Annotated in this window: 15 protein-coding genes and 1 tRNA gene; 3 read left to right on the top strand and 13 right to left on the bottom strand. The window is 66.5% G+C overall.

Features of this window, described 5'->3' with window-relative positions; all coding sequences use genetic code 11:
* Positions 1-185: 185 nt before the first annotated feature.
* From FA89_RS12050 to tpiA, 3 genes are all read right to left on the bottom strand, one after another.
* Positions 186-270, bottom strand: a tRNA-Leu gene (locus FA89_RS12050).
* A gap of 33 nt (positions 271-303) precedes the next feature.
* Positions 304-723: a preprotein translocase subunit SecG gene (secG, locus tag FA89_RS12045; RefSeq protein ID WP_036140811.1), complete on the bottom strand. Its 420-nt coding sequence runs from the start codon at positions 721-723 to the stop codon at positions 304-306.
* A gap of 24 nt (positions 724-747) precedes the next feature.
* Entirely contained in the window at positions 748-1497 is a 750-nt protein-coding gene (gene tpiA, locus FA89_RS12040; protein ID WP_036140810.1) for a triose-phosphate isomerase, read from the bottom strand.
* 160 nt (positions 1498-1657) lie between these two features.
* Between tpiA and FA89_RS12035 the strand changes: the two genes are divergently transcribed.
* Positions 1658-4111, top strand: a complete 2454-nt coding sequence (locus tag FA89_RS12035) for a DUF3772 domain-containing protein (protein ID WP_036140809.1) — start codon at positions 1658-1660, stop codon at positions 4109-4111.
* Between the two features lie 4 nt (positions 4112-4115).
* Here FA89_RS12035 and FA89_RS12030 read toward each other — a convergent pair whose 3' ends face one another.
* The 5 genes from FA89_RS12030 to FA89_RS12010 form a co-directional block, all read right to left on the bottom strand.
* On the bottom strand, positions 4116-5753 hold the full coding sequence (locus FA89_RS12030; protein WP_185754327.1) for a serine hydrolase: 1638 nt from the start codon (positions 5751-5753) through the stop codon (positions 4116-4118).
* 64 nt (positions 5754-5817) lie between these two features.
* Complete coding sequence (locus FA89_RS12025) at positions 5818-6723, bottom strand: DMT family transporter (RefSeq protein WP_036140808.1); 906 nt, start codon at positions 6721-6723, stop codon at positions 5818-5820.
* A 103-nt stretch (positions 6724-6826) separates the two neighbouring features.
* Positions 6827-8659, bottom strand: coding sequence for an ABC transporter ATP-binding protein (locus FA89_RS12020; protein ID WP_036140807.1), 1833 nt, complete (start codon positions 8657-8659; stop codon positions 6827-6829).
* A 23-nt stretch (positions 8660-8682) separates the two neighbouring features.
* Positions 8683-9327, bottom strand: a complete 645-nt coding sequence (locus FA89_RS12015; protein ID WP_036140806.1) for a Pr6Pr family membrane protein — start codon at positions 9325-9327, stop codon at positions 8683-8685.
* A 2-nt stretch (positions 9328-9329) separates the two neighbouring features.
* Positions 9330-11261, bottom strand: coding sequence for a M1 family metallopeptidase (locus tag FA89_RS12010; protein WP_036140805.1), 1932 nt, complete (start codon positions 11259-11261; stop codon positions 9330-9332).
* Between the two features lie 161 nt (positions 11262-11422).
* On the opposite strand from FA89_RS12010, the gene FA89_RS12005 reads away from it, so the two are divergent.
* Both FA89_RS12005 and gnd read left to right on the top strand, forming a co-directional pair.
* Positions 11423-12394, top strand: a complete 972-nt coding sequence (locus FA89_RS12005) for a glutathione S-transferase family protein (protein WP_036140804.1) — start codon at positions 11423-11425, stop codon at positions 12392-12394.
* Between the two features lie 71 nt (positions 12395-12465).
* Positions 12466-13470 carry a phosphogluconate dehydrogenase (NAD(+)-dependent, decarboxylating) gene (gnd, locus tag FA89_RS12000; protein ID WP_036140803.1) on the top strand — a complete coding sequence of 335 codons (1005 nt, stop codon included), beginning with the start codon at positions 12466-12468 and terminating at the stop codon, positions 13468-13470.
* Between the two features lie 256 nt (positions 13471-13726).
* Here gnd and FA89_RS11995 read toward each other — a convergent pair whose 3' ends face one another.
* The 5 genes from FA89_RS11995 to FA89_RS11975 form a co-directional block, all read right to left on the bottom strand.
* The gene (locus FA89_RS11995; RefSeq protein WP_036140802.1) at positions 13727-14695 is read right to left on the bottom strand and encodes a cation diffusion facilitator family transporter; all 969 of its coding nucleotides are present in this window, start codon (positions 14693-14695) and stop codon (positions 13727-13729) included.
* A gap of 90 nt (positions 14696-14785) precedes the next feature.
* On the bottom strand, positions 14786-15769 hold the full coding sequence (locus tag FA89_RS11990) for a malate dehydrogenase (protein WP_036140801.1): 984 nt from the start codon (positions 15767-15769) through the stop codon (positions 14786-14788).
* A gap of 37 nt (positions 15770-15806) precedes the next feature.
* Entirely contained in the window at positions 15807-17006 is a 1200-nt protein-coding gene (locus FA89_RS11985) for an aminotransferase class I/II-fold pyridoxal phosphate-dependent enzyme (RefSeq protein ID WP_036140800.1), read from the bottom strand.
* A gap of 99 nt (positions 17007-17105) precedes the next feature.
* The gene (locus tag FA89_RS11980; RefSeq protein WP_036140799.1) at positions 17106-17612 is read right to left on the bottom strand and encodes a peptidylprolyl isomerase; all 507 of its coding nucleotides are present in this window, start codon (positions 17610-17612) and stop codon (positions 17106-17108) included.
* A gap of 127 nt (positions 17613-17739) precedes the next feature.
* Positions 17740-19482 (bottom strand): 3-hydroxybutyrate oligomer hydrolase family protein, encoded by a 1743-nt coding sequence (locus FA89_RS11975; RefSeq protein ID WP_036140798.1) that lies wholly within the window; start codon positions 19480-19482, stop codon positions 17740-17742.
* Between the last annotated feature and the right edge of the window lie 44 nt (positions 19483-19526).

The raw sequence follows: 19526 nt of genomic DNA, 5'->3' as shown, positions 1-19526 counted from the left end.
GTTGCCTGATGACGTCACCGCAGCATGCGGCTATGGGCAAGTATCGGCAAATTTACCGAATTATTGAGCTTTCGCGATCATCGAGTGTCGGTACGTTCAGGCAGCGATACCGAGTGTCCGGGCACAAAAAAACCCGCTTTCGCGGGTTCGATTGCGATCCGGTTGAGGTACTCCGAATCTTGCGTTGGTGCCCAAGGGGGGACTCGAACCCCCACAGCCTAAGCCGCTACCACCTCAAGGTAGTGCGTCTACCAATTCCGCCACCTGGGCATAACTTTTACAGCGTGTTGCAGGTATCGCTGATTACTTCTTGGCCGGTTCGGCGGGTGCCTGCGAGGCATCCTGCTTGGCGGCCGGGGTGTCACCATTGGCGGCGGCGGGTGCCTGCGGCACATCCGACGCGACCGGCTTCACCGGAGCGTTGCTGGCGGGAGCGGCCGGCACCGAGGCACCTGACATCACGCCGAGATCCGCGGCCGGCTGCGGAGCACCCGAGCGACCGAGATAAATACCCATACCCAGGCTGAGCACGAAGAACAGTGCGGCGAGGATGGCGGTGGCCCGCGTCATGAAGCTGGACGAGCCGCGCGCACCGAACACGGTGGCCGACGCGCCGCCACCGAAACCGGAACCTGCGTCCGCACCGGCGCCGCGCTGCATGAGGATCAGCACGATCATCGCCGCGGCGATCAGGATATAGAAAACGCTGAAGAGGATGAACATGTCTTCTTGTTTGCCGTGTCGCGATTATCGCGCCGCGGCGCATATATCCAGGAAATCGGACGCTACGAGAGCCGCACCGCCGATGAGTCCCCCGTCTACGTCTGGCTGGGCGAAAAGTTCGGCCGCATTGGCCGGCTTGACGCTTCCACCGTAAAGCACCCGGGTCAGGAGCGAGATATTAACATCCTTTTTTGCCAGTTGGCTACGGATGAACGCATGAATTTTTTGCACCTTGTCCGGGGTGGCGGTTAGCCCCGTGCCGATGGCCCAGACCGGCTCATAGGCAATCACGATGTCACGGAAAGCGTCCACGCCCATCTGGTCCAGCACGGCGTCCAGCTGGCGACCGATGACGGACTCGGCCTGGCCCGCCTCGTGTTCGTCCTGCGTTTCGCCCACGCAGAGGATGGGTGTGAGGCCCGCCTGCCGCGCGGCATCTACCTTCCTGGCCACCAGCGCGTCGGATTCGCCGTGGTACTGGCGACGTTCCGAGTGGCCCGCCAGTACCCAGGCGGCGCCCACGTCGCGCAGCATGCTGCCTGCGACTTCACCCGTGTAAGCACCGGGCTGCGTGTGCTCCGACAGGTCCTGCGCCCCGAAACCCAGACCGCGACCGTCGTAGCGCTGTGCCAGGTCGTGCAGGAACACGGCCGGCGGAAACGCCACGACGTCCACGTTGCCGGGCACGTTACCCACCACCGCACGGATCAGGTCGTCCGCCATGCCCAGCGAGCCATGCATCTTCCAGTTACCGGCGACGAGCTTCGTGCGCATGGGTCGGGTTTCCGTACGTGGACTAAGGGCGGCAGGATAACGGCGGGTCGCGGCATGGCAAAGCTGCATTGCCGCATCGTCGGCCCGCGCGTGCCCTTGCCGTCAGCGTACCGCAGGCACGAGGCGTCCGACGCGGCCCGGCCTGCCTTATGATCCCCGCATGCGCACATTGAGAATTCTCTTCATCGCCCTGCTCGTCGTCACGAGCGGCCCCGTCTTCGCCCAGAGCGACGACGATTCCACGGCCTCGCCGGCACCTGCCGCGGTTGCCACGCCAGCCCAGCAGCTGGACGACCTTCGCGGCCAACTCGACCAGGTCGAGAAGGCCATGAAGGACGACCAGATCACGGACGGCAAGATCGACGACCTCCGCAGCAAGGCCACGGATATCGTCTCCAGCGCGCAGGCCGTCTCCGGCACGCTGCGCTCCGGCCGCGACGCCGCCAAGGCGCGCCTCGACCAGCTCGGCCCCGCGCCGGCGGCCGGCACAAAAGAAGCGCCCGAGCTGGCAGCCTCACGCAAAGACGCGACCAAGGCGTTCAACGCGGTGGACGCCCAGGTCAAGCAAGCCGACGGCATCGCCCTGGAAGCCCAGCAGACCTCCGGTCAGCTGGCCGACCTGCGCCGCATCCGCTTCCAGCAAACCATCTCGCAGCGGACCAACTCGCCGCTGTCCCGCGCGTTCTGGTCCGATCCGGCGCAAGCCTTCCCGCGCGACTCGTCCAACCTGCGGGATTTCGGTAACCAGGTGAAGACCGATCTGGTCGCCAGCTGGACGCAGGGCAACCGCACTGCGCTGGTCACGTGCGTGCTGTTCGGCCTGCTACTGATGACGGCCGTGCGCTTCTACATCGAACACCGGGTGCGCCACCTCACCGCCAACCGCATGCCGCCGGGCCGCCTGCGGCGTTCGGCACTGATCCTCGGCATCGCGCTGACCTCCACCCTGACCACCGGCCTGGGCACACAGTTGCTCTACCTGGGCATCAACTGGAACGACACGCTCAGCCACGACACCGACGAAATGGCCCGGCACGTCGTCGGCCTGGTGTTCTTCAGCGCCTTCGTCGCCGGTCTCGGCCGCGCGCTGATCTCCGCCAAGCGGCCCTCCTGGCGGTTGCCCTCACTGGCCGACGAGACGGCCATGCAGCTGCGGCGTTTCCCCATGGCGTTCTCCCTCGCCATCGTGCTGTTCCGCTTCCTCGAAGACCTCAACCGCACGATCGGCACCAGTCTTGCCGCGACGGTGATGACCAGCAGCGTGCAGGCCGTTGTGCTGACCGTGCTTGCAGCGCTCGTGCTGATCCGGCTCGGACGCAGCCACCGCACCGAAGGCGAGGACGAGGCGCCTCCGTCGCGCCCGGTCTGGACCAGCGTGCTGATCGCCGCCGCGTGGATCGCCATCGTCGCCGCATGGGTCGGCCTGCTGCTGGGTTATGTGTCGTTCGCGGCCTTCATGGCCGGGCGCGTGGTCTGGATCACCATCGTGATCGCGGCCACCTACCTCGCGATGCGCCTGGTCGACGACCTCTTCGAAACGCTGCTTTCGGAAAAGGGCCCGATGAGCGCCCGCGCCCAGGCCGTGTTCGGCACGCATCCGCGACTGCTGGACCAGGCCGGCGTGCTGCTGTCCGGTGTCGTGCGCCTGGGCCTGTTCCTGCTCGGCTTGTCCGCTGCGGCGGCCGGTGCCGGCGGGAGCGTGCCCGACCTGCTCGAACTGGGCGGCAAGCTGCAGTCGCTGAAGATCTACAACGTCGAGCTGAAGCCCGACCAGATCCTCACGGCGATCGGCCTGTTCTTCGTCGGCCTGCTGGCAGTACGCACGGCGAAGAACTGGCTCGCCGACCAGTACCTGCCGCGGACCAACCTCGATCCGGGCATGCGCAGTTCGCTGACCACCCTGCTGGGGTATGTCGGCGTCGTCGTCGTGGTGGCGATCGCCCTGCTGGCGATGGGCCTGTCGGTACAGAACGTGGCCTGGGTCGCCTCGGCACTTTCCGTCGGCATCGGCTTCGGCCTCCAGGCCATCGTGCAGAACTTCATCTGCGGCCTGATCCTGCTGGCGGAGCGACCGGTCAAGGTGGGCGACTGGGTGGTGCTCGACGACGCGGAAGGCGACATCCGGCGCATCAATGTCCGCGCCACCGAGATACAGGTAGGCGACCGGTCGACCATCATCGTGCCCAACTCGTCGTTCATCACCAAGCCGGTGCGGAACATGACGATGGCCAACCCGCAGGGACGCGTGCAGATCAAGATGCCGATGCCGCTGGACAGCGATCCGGTGGACGTGCGCAGCCACATGCTGGAAGCCATGGGCGCGCACAACGCCGTGCAGGAGAGCCCTGCCCCGTCGGTCACCCTGGACGGCATCGATCGCACGGCGATGATGTTCGTCGCCACCTGCTACGTGGGCAGCCCGCGCGACGTGGGCAACGTCAAAAGCGACCTGCTGTTCGACATCATCGCGCGCCTGCGAGGCGCGGATATCCCGCTGCTGCGTCCGCAGGACCTGGTGCTGCGCTCCGGCGGTGCCATGCCTGAGATACCCGGGCCGCCAGGCCCGACCGCCGCCGGTGCGCCGAAGGCATCGACAGACGATCCGGCAGGCTGAAGGGTTACTTCACGGGCGTGAGCCGCAGGTCCTGGAAGTCGAAGCTGAAATCCGTCAGCGGCGATACCGGTTCCATGCGGATCTCGCGGACCTTGCCGTCCGGGTCCAGCGCGAAGTTGACGAACGCGTCGCCGTTGAGCGAGCGATCGTCCCAGTGGGCGATGAACGTGTCGTGCTGCCACGGCTCCAGCGTGCCGGTGAGCTGGGCGGTCTTGGTGAACGTCATGACCAGCTTGCCGCCCTGGCGGGTTACCTTGACGTCGCCGTACCAGGGATCGCGATACGTGCCGACGTAGCCGTCCAGTGAGAGCGACGGTTTCGTGCCTTTCATGCGCGCCGCTTCGTGTGTCTTCATGCTGTCGTCAGCGTTGCCCTCGGATTTCTTCACGCCGGCCGCGTAGGCGGCGATCCAATCCGTCTTCGGTGCATCGGTGAAGGCATCGAGAGCGCGCATGGTGACCGCCTGGAAGGCGGCGCCGCTCTCCTGGTTGGTCAGCACCACGATGCCCAGCTTGAGATCGGGCACCATGGTCACGCGCGAGACCATGCCGGGCCAGCCGCCGGTGTGCCAGACCAGCTTGTGGCCGCGGTAGTCGGAGACGAACCAGCCCTCGCCGTAGCCCGAGAAGTTCGGCCTGGCCGCCTTCAGTTCGGGCACGGTGGGTTCAGGAATGCGGATGGGCGTGATCAGCGACCACATCTCGGCCTGGCGCTTCTCGCTGAACAGGCGTTGCGACTTGCCGGCGGCGTCGGTGTAGGTACCGCCGGCCAGCTGCATGGTCAGCCACTTCGACAGGTCGTGCACGCTCGAATAGATGCCGCCGGCGGACGGATTGTTGCTCCACGACATCGGCCCGACCGGCTTGAGGTCCTTGAAGTCGAACTTGGCATGGCCCGTGGCGATATCGTCGTTCGGCCCGATCGTGGTCGGTGCGTGCGTCTGCGATTCGGTCATACCCAGCGGCACGAAGATGCGGTCGCGAACGAAGTCGGCCCACGGCTTGCCGGTGACTTCCTCCACCACCAGGCCGGCCACGGCGAAGAGGATGTTGTCGTACGCGTACTCGGCGCGGAAGCTGTTGGTCAGCGGCACGTAGCGGAGGCGCTGCACCACTTCGCGGGTGGTGTACGAGGTGGTCGGCCAGTACAGCAGGTCGCCCGCGCCCAGGCTCAGACCGCTGCGGTGCGCGAGCAGGTCGCGGATGCGCATCTCGCGGGTGACGAACGGATCGGACATCTGGAACCACGGCAGCCGGTCGACCACGCGATCGTTCATGTCCAGCTTGTTCTCGTCGGCGAGGATGGCCAGCGACGCGGCGGTGAACGCCTTGGTGTTGGATGCGATGGCGAATTGCGTGTGTGCGTCCACCTTCTTCGGGTCACCCAGCTTACGCACACCCGAGCCCATCTCCAGCACGATCCGGCCGTCCTTCACGATGGCCACCGCGATGCCGGGCACGTCGAACTGCTTGCGCGTGGCATCGACGTAGGCGTCGAAGTCGGCCAGGGCGGCTGGACGGGCCGGTGCCGCGGTCGTGGCCGCGGCTGGCGCCGAAGCCGCATCCTGCGCCGGCGCGGCCAGTGCGCAGGCGAGGCCCGCGCCACCGACGGCGAGGATATGACGAACACGAAGACGCGACATGCAACACCCCTGCGACAAAACGATGGCGGGACTATTCCACGCATCGTCGTCCGGGGAAAGGGGCTCAGGACACCTTGCGCTGCTGGCTGAGCAACACGCTGCCCAGGATGATCGCGCCGGCCAGCGCCATCGTCGGAGTCAGCGCCTCGCCCAGGAACATCCATGCCCAGGCGACGCCGAACAACGGCACCAGGTAGGTCGCGGTGGCGGCGCGCGGTGCGCCGATGCGCTGGATCAGGCGAAAATAGAACGCATAGGCCAGCCCCGTGCAGAGCACGCCCAGGGCGATGACGGCCAGCCACGACTTCACGGGTATGGGCGCGTCCGGCCAGGTCAGCGCGGCCAGTGGCGCGGTCAGCACGGTGGCGCCGAGCAGGCACCCGGCGGCGACGGCGGTGGGGGCGATATCGGCGAGGTAGCGCTTGATGAGATTACCCGCCAGCCCGTAGCAGAAGGCAGCCGCAGCACCGGCCAGCGCGGCGGGCGCCACGTTGTCGCCGGCGGTCCGCCCGCTGGCCAGGATCAGCACGCCGGCGAAACCGGCCACCAGGGCGATCGCCTTGCGCGTGCCGATGCGCTCGCCGAAGCCGATGAACGCGACCAGCGCGGCGAACAGCACCGTCATGCTGTTGGCGATGGCACCGATGCCCGCGGGAGCGCGCTCGGCGCCCCAGGCGAACAGCGTGAACGGCACGGCGGCGCTGAGCGCACCGAGTGCCAGCATTTTCCACAGGTGCGAGAACCGCAAGGTCTTGCGCGCCCTCAGCAGCAGCGGCAGCAACACCAGCGAGCCGAACAGCAGCCGGGTTGCCACCATCGGAAACGGCCCGAAGTCTTTCGCCGCCACCCGCATGAACAGGAACGAGCCGCCCCAGATGGCGCCCAACGCGACCAGTTCCACGGGTGTGCGCCAGTCGCGGTCCACGGCGGCGAGGCGGTTGTCGATCGGAGCATCGCTGGCGGCGGACATAGGTGACTCTCCCTTGGGTAACGCCCATTGTCGCCGGAACCGCACGGGCGACAAAGCGCATTGCGTGCAAGTCAGCCTCGCATTCGTTTCATGTCGGCGGTGTTTATTCCGCGCCGACGAAACCGCCGGTCTGGTGCGCCCACAAACGCGCGTACAGCCCCCCATGCGCGATCAGCTCCACATGGGTGCCGGTTTCCACGATGGCGCCGTGATCCATGACCACCAGGCGATCCATCTTCGCGATGGTGGACAGGCGGTGCGCGATGGCGATGACGGTCTTGCCGCGCATCAACGTTTCCAGGCTTTCCTGGATGGCGGCCTCGGCTTCGGAATCCAGCGCCGAGGTGGCTTCGTCCAGTACCAGGATGGGCGCGTCCTTGAGCAGCACCCGCGCGATGGCGATGCGCTGTCGCTGCCCGCCGGACAGTTTGACGCCGCGCTCGCCCGCGTGGGCGTCGTAGCCGGTGCGGCCCTCGCCGTCGGACAGCAGCGGAATGAACTCGTCCGCGCGTGCCTGGCGCACCGCCTCGGCCATCTCGGCCTCGGTGGCATCGGGGCGCCCGTAGAGCAGGTTGTCGCGAATGGACCGGTGCAGCAGCGAGGTGTCCTGGGTGACCACGCCGATCTTCGAACGCAGGGATTCCTGGGTCACCCCGGCCACGTCCTGGCCATCGATGAGGATCTGGCCGTCCTCAAGGTCGTAAAGGCGCAGCAGCACGTTGACCATGGTGGACTTGCCCGCGCCGGACGGGCCGACCAAGCCGATCTTTTCACCGGCGCGCACCGTGAGATCGAGGCCGCCGATGATGCCGCCGGCCTTGCCATAGTGGAAGTGGATGTCCTTGAAGTGCACCTCGCCGCGGGTGACCTCCAGCGGCGCCGCGTCGGCACGGTCCACCACCGTGCGCTCCTGCGCCAGCGTGGTGATGCCGTCCTGCACGGTGCCGACATCCTCGAAGATGCCGTTGACCACCCACATGATCCAGCCGGACATGTTGTTGATACGAATGACCAGGCCCACCGCGAGCGCCACCTGACCGGTGGACACGGTGCCGCGCGACCACAGCCACAGGGCCAGGATGCTGGTGCCGGCGATCAGCAGACCGTTGAGGGCGGTGATCGACGCGTCCATGGTGGTGACCATGCGGCTGGACGAGCGCACCTTGTCGGTCTGCTCGACGATGGCTTCCTTCGCGTAGGCTTCTTCGCGGTTGGTATGCGCGAACAGCTTGAGCGTCATCACGTTGCTGTAGCCGTCGACGATACGGCCCATGAGCTTGGAACGAGCCTCGGAGGCCTTCCAGGAGCGCTCCTTCACGCGTGGCACGAAGAACACCAGCATGCCGACGTAGCAGGCGATCCAGCCCACCAGCGGCATCGCCAGCCAGATGTCCGCCCGCGCGAACAGGTAGATGGAGGTGCCCGCGTACACCGTGACGTACCACAGCGCATCGACCACCTGCACGGCGGACTGCCGCAGCGACGGTGCCGTCTGCATGATGCGGTTGGCGATGCGCCCGGCGAAATCGTTCTGGAAGAACGAGAGGCTCTGCTTCAGCACGTAACGATGGTGCTGCCAGCGCATCATGCTGGTCATGCCGGGATTCAGCGCCTGGTTGACCAGCAGGTCGTGCAGGCCGATGGAGACGGGACGCAACACCACTACCACGAAGCCCATCCACCACAGGGTGCGGGCATGGGTGGCGAAGAACGTGGCGGCGGGCGTCTTCTGCGCCATGTCCACCAGCCGGCCGAGGAAGTCGAACAGCGCGACTTCGATCAGGGCCACGGCCAAGCCCACGACCAGCGCGGCACCGAAGATCTTCCATACCTGGCGGAGGTAGAACGCGTAGAAACGCACGACGCCCTTCGGCGGGGTCTGGTCGGGGACCTCGCGGAAGATGTCGATCAGGGATTCGAACCAGCGAAATATCATGCGTTCATTGTAGACCGGGAAGGTTACGGGCGTGCCCGAAGACCACGTGCGAGTGCACGGTCCATCGCGACCAGGCCCATGCCCAGCCCGAGAAACAGCGCACCCACAAGCGCACTGTTGAGCAGTACGGCGGCATAGCCCAGGTGCCTCACGTCCATGAACGGGTACGGGTATTCATGCACCACGGCGCCCCGCGCAAGCGTCCAGGCGAGGAACACCACGGGAAACCCCAGCCAGCGCAACGCATCGCCCCAGTCCAGCGACCCGTGGGGCAACAGGGCGATCCACCAGACCAGGAACAGGAACGGCACCACGTAATGGAGGGCCCGATCGGCGACGAGTTCCGGCCCCATCGGATGCCACAGCGACTGCAGCACGGCCGCATAGACCAGGCAGGTGACCGAGATCGACAGCGCCGCCAGTCCGCGTACCCGCGGACCGCGCCAGAACCGCACGGGCGCCCAGCTGCCACCAGTGACCCACGCGGTGGCCACGAGGGCCACCAGCAGGTTGGACAGGATGGTGAAAAAGCTGAAAAAGCGCAGGGTCGCCTCGGGCCATGGCGCGGACCACAGCGACAGCCAGTACTGCAGCATCAGCGCCGGCCACGCCACCGCCGCGACGACCAGGGCGAACAGATGGGAGACGGCACCCACGCGTGGCGACATGATCAGCGCGGCCAGGCGTTGTTGATGCGGTCGCGGTCGGGCAGCGCGTGGTCCGGATCGATCACCGCGCGGACGATCGCTTTCGTCCCGGGCAGGGTCACGTCGAACGTGGTGTGCTGCTGCCAGGTTTCCACGGGGATGCGGATGTCACGCGTGCTCTTGTCGTCGAAGGTCACCCGCAGCGTGGCCGGCATGACCAGGCGGTCGAGATTGGCCAGGGTGACCTTCGTGCCGGCGACCCTGGTCACCGCGAGGTCCAGCTCCCAGTTGTTGGCGTACCAGCCTCGCCAGAACCAGCCGAGGTCCTCGCCCGTCTCGCTCTCCATCAGGCGGAAGAAATCGGAGGGCGTGGGATGCCGGAAGGCCCACGTGGCGATGTACTTGCGGAACGCGGGGTCGAACCGCTCCGGGCCCACGATCTGCTCGCGCAGCAGCACCAGGCCGAGCGCCGCCTTGAAGTACGTGGCCGGGTGGCGGTACTTCTCCTTGACCATGTCCGCGCCGATCAGCAGGTTGGGCGCATCGCGGTCGGCCAGCAGCGGCAGGATCTCGTCCACCGGGTTGCCGCCCTTGGGGGCGTATTCGCCGTCCCGCTTGGGCGCGAACTCGCCGCCGTGGAACGCGTCGGCCTCGTACACGTCGATGAAGGTGTTGAAACCTTCGTCCATCCAGGCGTTGCGGCGTTCATCGGTGCCCACGATCATCGGGAACCACGTATGGCCGATCTCGTGCGCCGTCACCATGTGCAGGTCCTTGGGCGAGGCCTTCATCGGATCGAACACGATGCCCGGATATTCCATGCCGCTGGCAGCGGAGCCGGCTTCGTTCACCGCCACCGGGTACGGATACGGGTACCAGCGCGCCGAGAAGTGTTCCACCGCGGCTTTCAGGTATTCCGTCGAGCGGCCCCAGGCGGTGTCGCCCACACTCTCCACCGGATAGACCGACATCGCCAGCGCCTTGTGGCCTTCCGGCAGGTTGATGCGTGCGGCATCCCAGACATAGCTGGTCGAGGCACCGAAGGCGGCGTCGCGCGTGTTCCGCATGCGGAACTTCCAGGTCAACGTGCCGCCTTTCGCGGGCCGGCTGCCCGGGTCGGTCACTTCGGCCGGCGTACGGATCATCACCGTGGCGTCGCTGTCGCGCGCGCGGGCCAGGCGATCGCGCTGCGTAGCCGTGAGCACGTCTTCCGGATTGACCAGCTCGCCGGAGCCCGCGACGATCATGTTGGCGGGCACGGTAACGGCGTAGTTGAAATCACCGTATTCGAGGTAGAACTCGCTGTTGAGGTAGGGCGCGGTGTCCCAGCCACGCAGATCGTCATACACGCACATGCGCGGGTACCACTGCGCCATCTCGTAGATATTGCCGTTTTTCGACGGCGCGAAACCCGTACGACCGCCAAAATCGCCCGGCAGGTCGTAGGAATATTCGATCGTGAGCGTGATCTTGCCGCCGCGGGCCGGCAACGGCTGCGGCAGACGCACCTGCATGCGCGTGTCGCTCACCACGTAGCTCGCCTTCACGGCCCGACCGCCCTGCTCCACCGTCACCGTGGCGATGCGGTACCCATCGGTATGCGACGTGGGCATCGCGCCGGCCGTGAAGTTGCCGCGGGCGTCCTGGGTGAACCGGTTTTCGTCCAGCTGCAGCCAGAGCACCTCGAGCGCGTCCGGACTGTTATTGGTGTAATGCACGGTGGCCTTACCCATCAGCGTGTTGCGGACCGGGTCGAGCGTGGCGGCCAGGTCGTAGTCCGCACGGTTCTGCCAGAACAGCGGGCCCGGCATGCCGCTGCCGGAACGGTAGGCCGTGACCGGCTGCGGATAGGTGAACGGCGCGAACGCCTCCCGGGGATCGAACGTACCGGCGGCAGCGCCGAGCGATGCCGCCAGGGCGAAGCCGGCAAGCGAGAGACGGACTGGGTTTTTCATCGGGGACACCCTGGGGACGACCGCTCAGCGTAACCGGCAAACCAAGCCGACCTCTACCGTGCCAGAAGTCAGGTCGACGCGCGTCGATCCTGCCCTCACGTGACGTAATCTTCGCTCGGCGTGCGCTATCAAAGCGGTTTATCCACGAGGGAGGGCTCCCCATGGGGCTGCTCGTCGAAGGCAGATGGACCACCGCGGGCTACGACACCGGCAAGAGCGGTGGACGCTTCGAGCGCGAGCCGACCCGTTTCCGCCACTGGATCACCCCCGATGGCGCGCCCGGCCCGACCGGCGAGGGCGGCTTCACGGCCGAGCCCGGCCGCTATCACCTTTACATCGCCCGGGCCTGCCCCTGGGCGCATCGCACGGCGATCTTCCGCGAGCTTAAGGGACTGGACACCCTGATCGGGCTGTCGGTCACCCACTGGCTGATGGGCGATGAGGGTTGGACGTTCGAGCCCGCCGACGGCGTGATCGCGGACACGGTCAACCACACCCGCTGCGTCCACGAGCTCTATCGGTTGTCCGACGCGACCGTGTCGGGGCGCGCCACCGTACCGGTCCTTTGGGACAAACAGCGACGCTGCATCGTCAGCAACGAGTCGGCGGACATCATCCGCATGCTCAACACGGCATTCGACGGTATCGGCGCCACCCCGGGGGATTTTTATCCGGAGTCGCTGCGCGGGCAGATCGACGGCTACAATGCGCGTATCTACGATACGGTGAACAATGGCGTGTACAAGGCGGGCTTCGCCGGTACCCAGGCGGCCTACGACGAGGCCGTCCACCCGCTTTTCAATACGCTGGACTGGCTGGAAAGCCACCTGCGCGACCATCGCTACCTGTGCGGCGACACCGTGACCGAGGCCGACTGGCGGCTGTTCACCACCCTGATCCGCTTCGACGCGGCGTACCACGGCCACTTCAAATGCAATCTTCGCCGCCTGGTCGACTATCCCGCGCTCCAGGCGTATACGCGCGCGTTGTATCAAGTGCCCGGCATCCGCGGAACGGTCGACTTCGCGCACATCAAAAAGCACTATTACCTGAGCCACCCCTGGCTGGACCCGACGGGCATCGTTCCCGTCGGCCCGGATGCCGACTTCGACGCGCCCCAACCGGCGCCTTGATCCGGCCATGCCTTGCATCCTGACCAGACAGCCACATATTCCCCCCCGATAAACACACGAGGATCCCACGCATGAAAATCGGCTTGATCGGACTGGGCAAGATGGGCGGCAATATCGCCCGCCGCCTGATGAGGGACGGTCACCAGACCGTGGTGTACGACAACAACGCCGACGCGCGCACCACGCTGGCGAAGGATGGCGCCGAAGCCGTCGAGTCCCTCGAGGCGCTGGTGCAGGCCCTGCCCTCGCCCAAGGTGGTGTGGGTCATGCTGCCCTCCGGCGAGATCACCGAGACCACGATCGCCAAGATCAGCGGCATGCTGGGCAAGGACGACATCATCATCGACGGCGGCAATACGTTCTACAAGGACGATGCCCGCCGTGCCGAGGAACTGGCCGCCAAGGGCCAGCATTACGTGGACGTCGGCACTTCCGGCGGCGTGTGGGGCCTCGATCGCGGCTACTGCATGATGATCGGCGGCGACAAGGCCACCGTCGATTTCCTCGACCCGATCTTCAAGACCCTCGCCCCGGGCGCTGGCGACATCCCGCGCACGGAAGCCCGCGATGGCCGTGATCCGCGCGTCGAGAACGGCTATATGCACGCCGGTCCGGCCGGTGCCGGTCATTTCGTCAAGATGATCCATAACGGCATCGAGTACGGCATGATGCAGGCCTTCGCGGAAGGCTTCGACATCCTGAAGAACCGTAACGGCACCCAGCTGCCGGAACGCGAGCGCTACCAGCTCGACATGGCCGACATCGCGGAAGTGTGGCGTCGCGGCAGCGTGGTGTCCTCGTGGCTGCTCGACCTCACGGCCAGCGCGCTGGCCAAGGGCCCCGAGCTGGAGAACTACTCCGGTTACGTCGATGATTCGGGCGAAGGCCGTTGGACGATCAACGCCGCGATCGAGGAAGCCGTGCCCGCCGAGGTGCTCACCTCCGCGCTGTTCGCCCGTTTCCGCTCGCGCCAGGACCACACCTACGGCGAACGCCTGCTGTCGGCCATGCGCATGGGCTTCGGTGGCCACATCGAAGGCCGTGGCACCCCGCCCAAGGAAGGCGAGCATTCCTGAAAGGAACGCTTGCGACGGTGAAACAAAAGGCCCCGCAAGGGGCCTTTTGTTTGGAACGACACCTGCGGAACGGCATGTAGGAGCCCACGATGTGGGCGAACCCTCGACCTGTCTATTGCGAATCAAGACGATTCTGCCTACGAGGGCCTCTGCGGGGGTGCGCTGGCTTCTTTCCGCGCCCGGTAACGCCTTTGCTTATCGCTGCACGGCATCCCTCGCGTGATCTGCGTTTTGGGTTCGCCGACATCGTCCGCTCCTACGGGGTCGGGCCATGCCCCGCGGAAGGGGCGCCGTCGAGTTCGGCCAGGCGCTCGCGCCAGCGTTCGGGCGTCTGCGGCTTGATGAAGAGCGCCACGATAGGCAACTCGGCGGCCTCGGTGCGCCGTTCGATCTCGCGAATGCATTCCTCGATCTGCACGGTGGTCAGCGCATCGTCGAAGGCCGCAGACAAAGCCACCATCACATGATCCGGTCCGATCTGCACCGTCAGCACGCCGTTGACAGCCTCGATGCCCGGCACCTCGCCGGCGATCCGGCACACCTTTGTCAACAGCCCCGGCTGCGCCGGCTCGCCGATCAACAGCTGCTTGCTCTCGCGAGCCAGTGCGAGGGCGGCCAGCGCCAGCACCAAGGCGATCCCGACCGATGCCCAGCCGTCGATGCGCGCGTCGTTGAACCGGTGCGAGCAGTAGACGCCGATCGCCGCGATGCCCAGGCCCAGCAGCGCCGCCGTGTCTTCGAACAGCACAGTGAAGGTGGTCGGATCCTTGCTACGTCGAAACGCCTCGAAATAACCCAGGCTCCCCTTCTTCCGCCGCACGCTCTTCAGCGACAGCCACCAGGACGCGCCCTCGAACAGCGCACTCGCCGCCAGCACGATATAGGCGACCTTCGGGTCTTCCAGCGGGGCCGGCGCCAGGATGTGGTTGACCCCTTCGTACAACGAAAAGCCCGCGCCCAGCGAGAGCACCAGCAGCGCGACGATGAAACTCCAGAAGTACAGTTCACGGCCGAAGCCCAGAGGATGCAGGCGATCGGGCGGGCGCTGCGAGCGTTTCAGCCCGTAGAGCAGCAACACCTCGTTGATGCTGTCGACCAGGGAGTGCACGCCCTCCGACAGCATCGCGGCACTGCCGGTGAGCGCGGCCGCGACGAACTTGGCCGCGGCAATAGCGACATTGGCGGCAAGCGCCACATAAACGACGAGTCGGGAACCTTCAGCCATCCGCCATCGTCGCGGCTGCGGTGTGTTCCGGAGGTAAAACGAAAAAGGCCGCACCTCGCGGCGCGGCCCTCGATCGGTATCCTGTGCCGCTTACTTCGCGAACAGGTGCTCGACGCCGGCGCGCTCTTCGCGCAGTTCCTTTTCGGTCGCGTCGATGCGCGCCTGCGAGAACGCGTTGATCTGAAGACCCTGCACGATGGCGTACTTGCCATCCTTGACCGTGACCGGGTAACCGAAGATCACGCCCGGCTCGACGCCGTAGGAACCGTCGGACGGGATGGCCATCGAGACCCAGTCGCCTTCCGCGGTGCCGAGCGTCCAGTCACGCATGTGGTCGATGGCAGCCGACGCGGCCGACGCGGCCGACGAGGCGCCGCGCGCCTTGATGATCGCCGCGCCGCGCTGCTGCACGGTCGGGATGAAGTCGCCCTCGTACCAGGCCTGGTCGACCTGTTCCAGCGCTGCCTTGCCTTTCACCGTGGTGGTGTGCAGGTCCGGGTACTGGGTGGAGCTGTGGTTGCCCCAGATCGTGAGCTTGCGGATATCCGTCGAATGCGCGCCGGTCTTCTCGGCCAGCTGCGACAGCGCGCGGTTGTGGTCGAGGCGGACCATCGCGGTGAAGCACTTCGGATCCAGATCCGGGGCGTTCTGCTGGGCGATCAGCGCATTGGTGTTGGCCGGGTTACCGACCACCAGCACGCGCACGTCGCGCTTGGCATGGTCGTTCAGTGCCTTGCCCTGCGGGCCGAAGATGGCACCGTTGGCCTCGAGCAGGTCCTTGCGCTCCATGCCGGGGCCACGCGGACGCGCGCCGACCAGCAGCGCGTAGTCGACATCCTTGAAGGCGACGTTGAGGTCGTCCGTGGCGACGACGCCCGCGAGGGTCGGGAACGCGCAATCGTTGAGTTCCATGACCACACCCTGCAGCGTGGGCAGCGCCGGGGTGATCTCGAGCAGGTGCAGGATGACCGGCTGGTCGGGGCCCAGCATGTCGCCGGCGGCGATACGGAACAGGAGGGCATAGCCGATCTGGCCGGCTGCGCCGGTAACGGCAACGCGAACGGGTGCTTTCATCTTTCGACTCCTCAGGGATATCGCGTGGGACTTTCGATCAGTTGAGTTCGGCGAAGAACTCGACGATGCGGGCCATGCCCTTGTCGAGCGCCTCGTCCGGGCACGAATAGGAAATACGCAGGGCGCGCGGCTCGCCGAAGGCGGAGCCTGGCACGCAGGCCACGCCCTTGGCCTCCAGCAGCGCGGCGCAGAAGTCGACGTCGGACGTGATCGCGACACCGTTGTGCGTCTTGCCGAACGCCACCGAGATGTCGGGGAACGCGTAGAACGCGCCCTGCGGGCGTGGGCAGACCACGCCGGGAATGGAGACCAGCGCGTCGTAGACACGATCGCGCTTGGCGGCGAACTCGACGCACTTGGCGAGTGGCACGTCCTGCGGACCCGACAACGCGGCCACCGCGGCGGCGGTCACCACTTCGGGAAGGCTGGTGATGTGGTTGGAATTGAGGACGGTGACCGCACGCGCCACGGCCACCGGCGCGGCGATAAAGCCCACGCGCCAGCCGGGCATACCGTAGGTCTTCGACAACGAGTCGACGAAGATGGTGCGGTCTTTCAATTCGGGACGCGCGTGCACGAAGTTGTGATAGCCCACGCCGTCGAACACCATCGTGTTGTAGATGTCGTCGGTGATGATCCAGGTGTCCGGATACTTCGCGATCACCTCGGCCAGCGCGGCGATTTCATCGCGCGTATAGACCATGCCCGTGGGATTGGACGGATTGTTGAACAGGAACACGCGCGGCTTGCGCGCCAGTGCCTCTTCCAGCTGCGCAGGACTCAGCTTGTAGTGCTGCTCGGGCGGGCACGGCAGGATGTTGATCTTCGCGCCGACGATCTCGGCGATGTCGAGGTAGCTGGTCCAGTACGGCGCCGGGAAGGCTATTTCGTCGCCCTCGTCCAGCAGCGCCTCGGCGAGGTTGTAGAGGATCTGCTTGGCGCCGACGCCGGTGGAGACGTTCTCGCGCGTGTACCCGGTGAGCCCGAGTGCCTCTATATGGCCCAGGAAGGCATCGACCAGCGCATCGGCGCCACGGTTGCTGCCGTACTGGCCGGAATCCTTCGCCAAGGCTTCTCGCGCGGCGGCATACACATGCTCACCGGGGAGGAAATTGGGCACACCGATCGAGAAACTGACGATGTCGCGGCCTTCGGCCTTGAGGCGCTTGGCCTTTTCGGCGATGACCATGATCGCACTGGGTTTGGCGCGACCCATTCGCGTGGCAAGCTGCGGCATCGTTTCCTCGGCGGGGCTGGGGCAAAGGCCGTCATTTTAACACGGCGCCCAAGGAAAACGCCGCCCGAAGGCGGCGTCTGAAGCGAAGGCGCGGGGCGCTCAGCGCGCGTCGAGCACTTCGTTCCACTTGGCCACCTGGGCGGACTGCTTCTCCAGCAGCGCGTCGACATCGCCCTCGACGATCACCTTCTCGATGGTGTCGTCACCGGCGATGGTGTTGACCACGGCCTGATCTTCCGGACCCATCACTTCACCGAACACGCTGTGCTTGCCGTCCAGCCAGGGCGTGGCGCCATGGGTGATGAAGAACTGCGAACCGTTGGTGCCCGGGCCGGCGTTGGCCATGGACAGGACGCCCGGCTTGTCGTGCTTCAGGCTGGCATCGAACTCGTCGCCGAACTTGTAGCCGGGGCCGCCACGACCGGAACCCTCGGGGCAGCCGCCCTGGATCATGAAATCGGGGATCACGCGGTGGAAGGTCTTGCCGTCGTAGTAGCCGCGCTTGGCCAGGTTGACGAAGTTGGCCACCGTCATCGGGGTCTTGTCGTCGTGCAGGCGCAGGTGGATGTCGCCCTTGTTGGTCTTCATGGTGACGTTGATGGTCATCGCGATTCCTGTAACTCGTTGAAAAATAGGTCCATCCGCATCGCGCGTCCGGTCCTGGGGGCAGCAAAGGCTACCGAAGATGGTGGCCTGGACCCAAGAGTTCAAGCGTGACGATGTGACGGCATGGTCATGGCGGTGGCAAAGCAAGAGCCTCGGCGGTCAGGGAGCCACCGCCACGGGGTCGCGCATCCCGTACCAGGGCATCCTCCGGGAGCGCCCTGCCCTCGGTCAGGTGTGCCCATGCGCGGTCCAGCGCGGCGAAGCCATACGGCAGCAGCGGCACATGGCGGTCGCCGAAGTCGGGAAAGGAGAGGAAGGCATCGAAATGCTGGGCATACGGCACCTTCCAGAACACGGGCGACCGGCCGGACGCGCGCAGCCATGCCACGTACGGCTCGGAACTGAAGGCGACAGGGATCAGGCCGTCCTGCGCGCCGTGCACCACCAGCACGGGAAGATCGGCGCGCGGCAGCTTCGCGGCGGTGGATGCCACGCCGGCACGCAGGTCGGTGGCGTCCTGCCCCTGCCCTTCCCACAAGCTCCGCAGACACCGCACGCCCGGCAACGTGGGGTCCAGCGACACGTCCGTGCCGCCGGCCAGGCTCACGCCTGCGCCGGGCGGCACGCCGGACCCGTCGGCCCACCAGGACGCCCTGACCGCCGCATCGAAGGGAGCGCCGACGTCGGCGTGGTAGGCGAACCCGCAGGGCATGTGACCCGCCGCACGCCGTGTATAGGCCGATGCATAGGCGACGGCGACGGAGCGCCACAGGTCCAGCGACGTGGATGCCGCGCCTACCTTCATGGCGTCGTCCTGCCAGCCCGCCGCGCGTAGCCGGTCCAGGACCTCGTCGGCCTGGGCGCCGGGCATCGCCGCATGCAGAAGGCCATGCGCTCGCAACATGGCGGCGCGCAGGGCCCAGCCGGGTGGCGAGGCGAGCCCTATCCTGGCGAACGGCACTCCGTCGAAGAAGCGCGAACCCAGCGCCGCAGGAAGCCACAGTGCGGCTTCCGTGGCGTAGTCATAGAACGCGCGACCGCGGCCCTCGACATGGATGTTCGGTTCCAGCGCCACCACCGCCGCGAGGATGCCCTCGTCGTCGTCCCCCGCGGCGCGCAGCACGGCACCTCCGCCGTTGGAAATACCGGTGGCGAGGATGCGCGTGTTGCGTGCGGTGAACGGCGCTTCGTCGGGAAATGCCCGATCGAGCATGGCCAGGCCGAATCGAGCAGCCTGCAACACATGCCGGCCCCAGTCCGCCTCGGGATTGTCGCCCGAGTGCGCATGCTTCACCGCGATCCCTGCATCGGTAGGTGCATCAGCCGGCTCGAATTCCAGCGGTATGTCACCCGCCTTCGCGCGGGTACCGTCGAGTGCCACGCCAGTGCGATCCGCCGTGTCGAAGTAGCCCGTTCCGGCGCCCTTGTCGGTGTAGGCCACGGCGCAGCCGCGAGGCAGACCCCAGCCGCCCGCCAGAGCGATGGAACCGTAGATACCCCGCGAGCCCGGCGATGCCGTGACCACGAGGCAACGCTGTCCGTGGTCGAACGCATCGGGCACCTGCACCAGTACCCGATGCGGCGCGCGGGCACCCGGCAGCGTGGCGAACGCGGTGTACTCGCGGCCCGGCACCGGTGGCATGCGGCCGTAGAGCGTGCCAAAACCACCGAGCGGACCGAGATCGGCGATGCCCTTCCAGCTGCTGTGGATCGCGCGGCGACGCAGTTCCGTCTGCGTGGGCGCCGTTGGCCGGGCGAAGGCCGACGGAGTGCCGGCCAGACCGCGAAAGCCCAGCCCGGCGCTGAGCAGGTCGTCACCGTCGCGATGCGTGGTGACGCGGACATCGCCGACAGTGTCGGTGAGGGACATCGACGTTTCCTTTCCTTTCGGCCGAGTCAGGAACGGAGGACGAT

The sequence above is a fragment of the Luteibacter sp. 9135 genome (genome assembly GCF_000745005.1).
In the GTDB taxonomy this organism is placed as follows: domain Bacteria; phylum Pseudomonadota; class Gammaproteobacteria; order Xanthomonadales; family Rhodanobacteraceae; genus Luteibacter.
Note: the sequence above shows the minus strand (reverse complement) of the source record. Positions and strands in the feature narration are given on the sequence as shown.

Excerpts from the sequence above, each read along its gene's own strand:
- FA89_RS12015 (WP_036140806.1), bottom strand. The coding sequence starts at position 9,327 with ATGTCGCCACGCGTGGGTGCCGTCTCCCATCTGTTCGCCCTGGTCGTC.
- FA89_RS12035 (WP_036140809.1), top strand. The coding sequence starts at position 1,658 with ATGCGCACATTGAGAATTCTCTTCATCGCCCTGCTCGTCGTCACGAGC.
- FA89_RS12025 (WP_036140808.1), bottom strand. The coding sequence starts at position 6,723 with ATGTCCGCCGCCAGCGATGCTCCGATCGACAACCGCCTCGCCGCCGTG.
- FA89_RS11995 (WP_036140802.1), bottom strand. The coding sequence starts at position 14,695 with ATGGCTGAAGGTTCCCGACTCGTCGTTTATGTGGCGCTTGCCGCCAAT.
- tpiA (WP_036140810.1), bottom strand. The coding sequence starts at position 1,497 with ATGCGCACGAAGCTCGTCGCCGGTAACTGGAAGATGCATGGCTCGCTG.
- FA89_RS12030 (WP_185754327.1), bottom strand. The coding sequence starts at position 5,753 with ATGTCGCGTCTTCGTGTTCGTCATATCCTCGCCGTCGGTGGCGCGGGC.
- FA89_RS11985 (WP_036140800.1), bottom strand. The coding sequence starts at position 17,006 with ATGCCGCAGCTTGCCACGCGAATGGGTCGCGCCAAACCCAGTGCGATC.
- secG (WP_036140811.1), bottom strand. The coding sequence starts at position 723 with ATGTTCATCCTCTTCAGCGTTTTCTATATCCTGATCGCCGCGGCGATG.
- FA89_RS11975 (WP_036140798.1), bottom strand. The coding sequence starts at position 19,482 with ATGTCCCTCACCGACACTGTCGGCGATGTCCGCGTCACCACGCATCGC.
- gnd (WP_036140803.1), top strand. The coding sequence starts at position 12,466 with ATGAAAATCGGCTTGATCGGACTGGGCAAGATGGGCGGCAATATCGCC.
- FA89_RS11980 (WP_036140799.1), bottom strand. The coding sequence starts at position 17,612 with ATGACCATCAACGTCACCATGAAGACCAACAAGGGCGACATCCACCTG.
- FA89_RS12010 (WP_036140805.1), bottom strand. The coding sequence starts at position 11,261 with ATGAAAAACCCAGTCCGTCTCTCGCTTGCCGGCTTCGCCCTGGCGGCA.
- FA89_RS11990 (WP_036140801.1), bottom strand. The coding sequence starts at position 15,769 with ATGAAAGCACCCGTTCGCGTTGCCGTTACCGGCGCAGCCGGCCAGATC.
- FA89_RS12005 (WP_036140804.1), top strand. The coding sequence starts at position 11,423 with ATGGGGCTGCTCGTCGAAGGCAGATGGACCACCGCGGGCTACGACACC.
- FA89_RS12020 (WP_036140807.1), bottom strand. The coding sequence starts at position 8,659 with ATGATATTTCGCTGGTTCGAATCCCTGATCGACATCTTCCGCGAGGTC.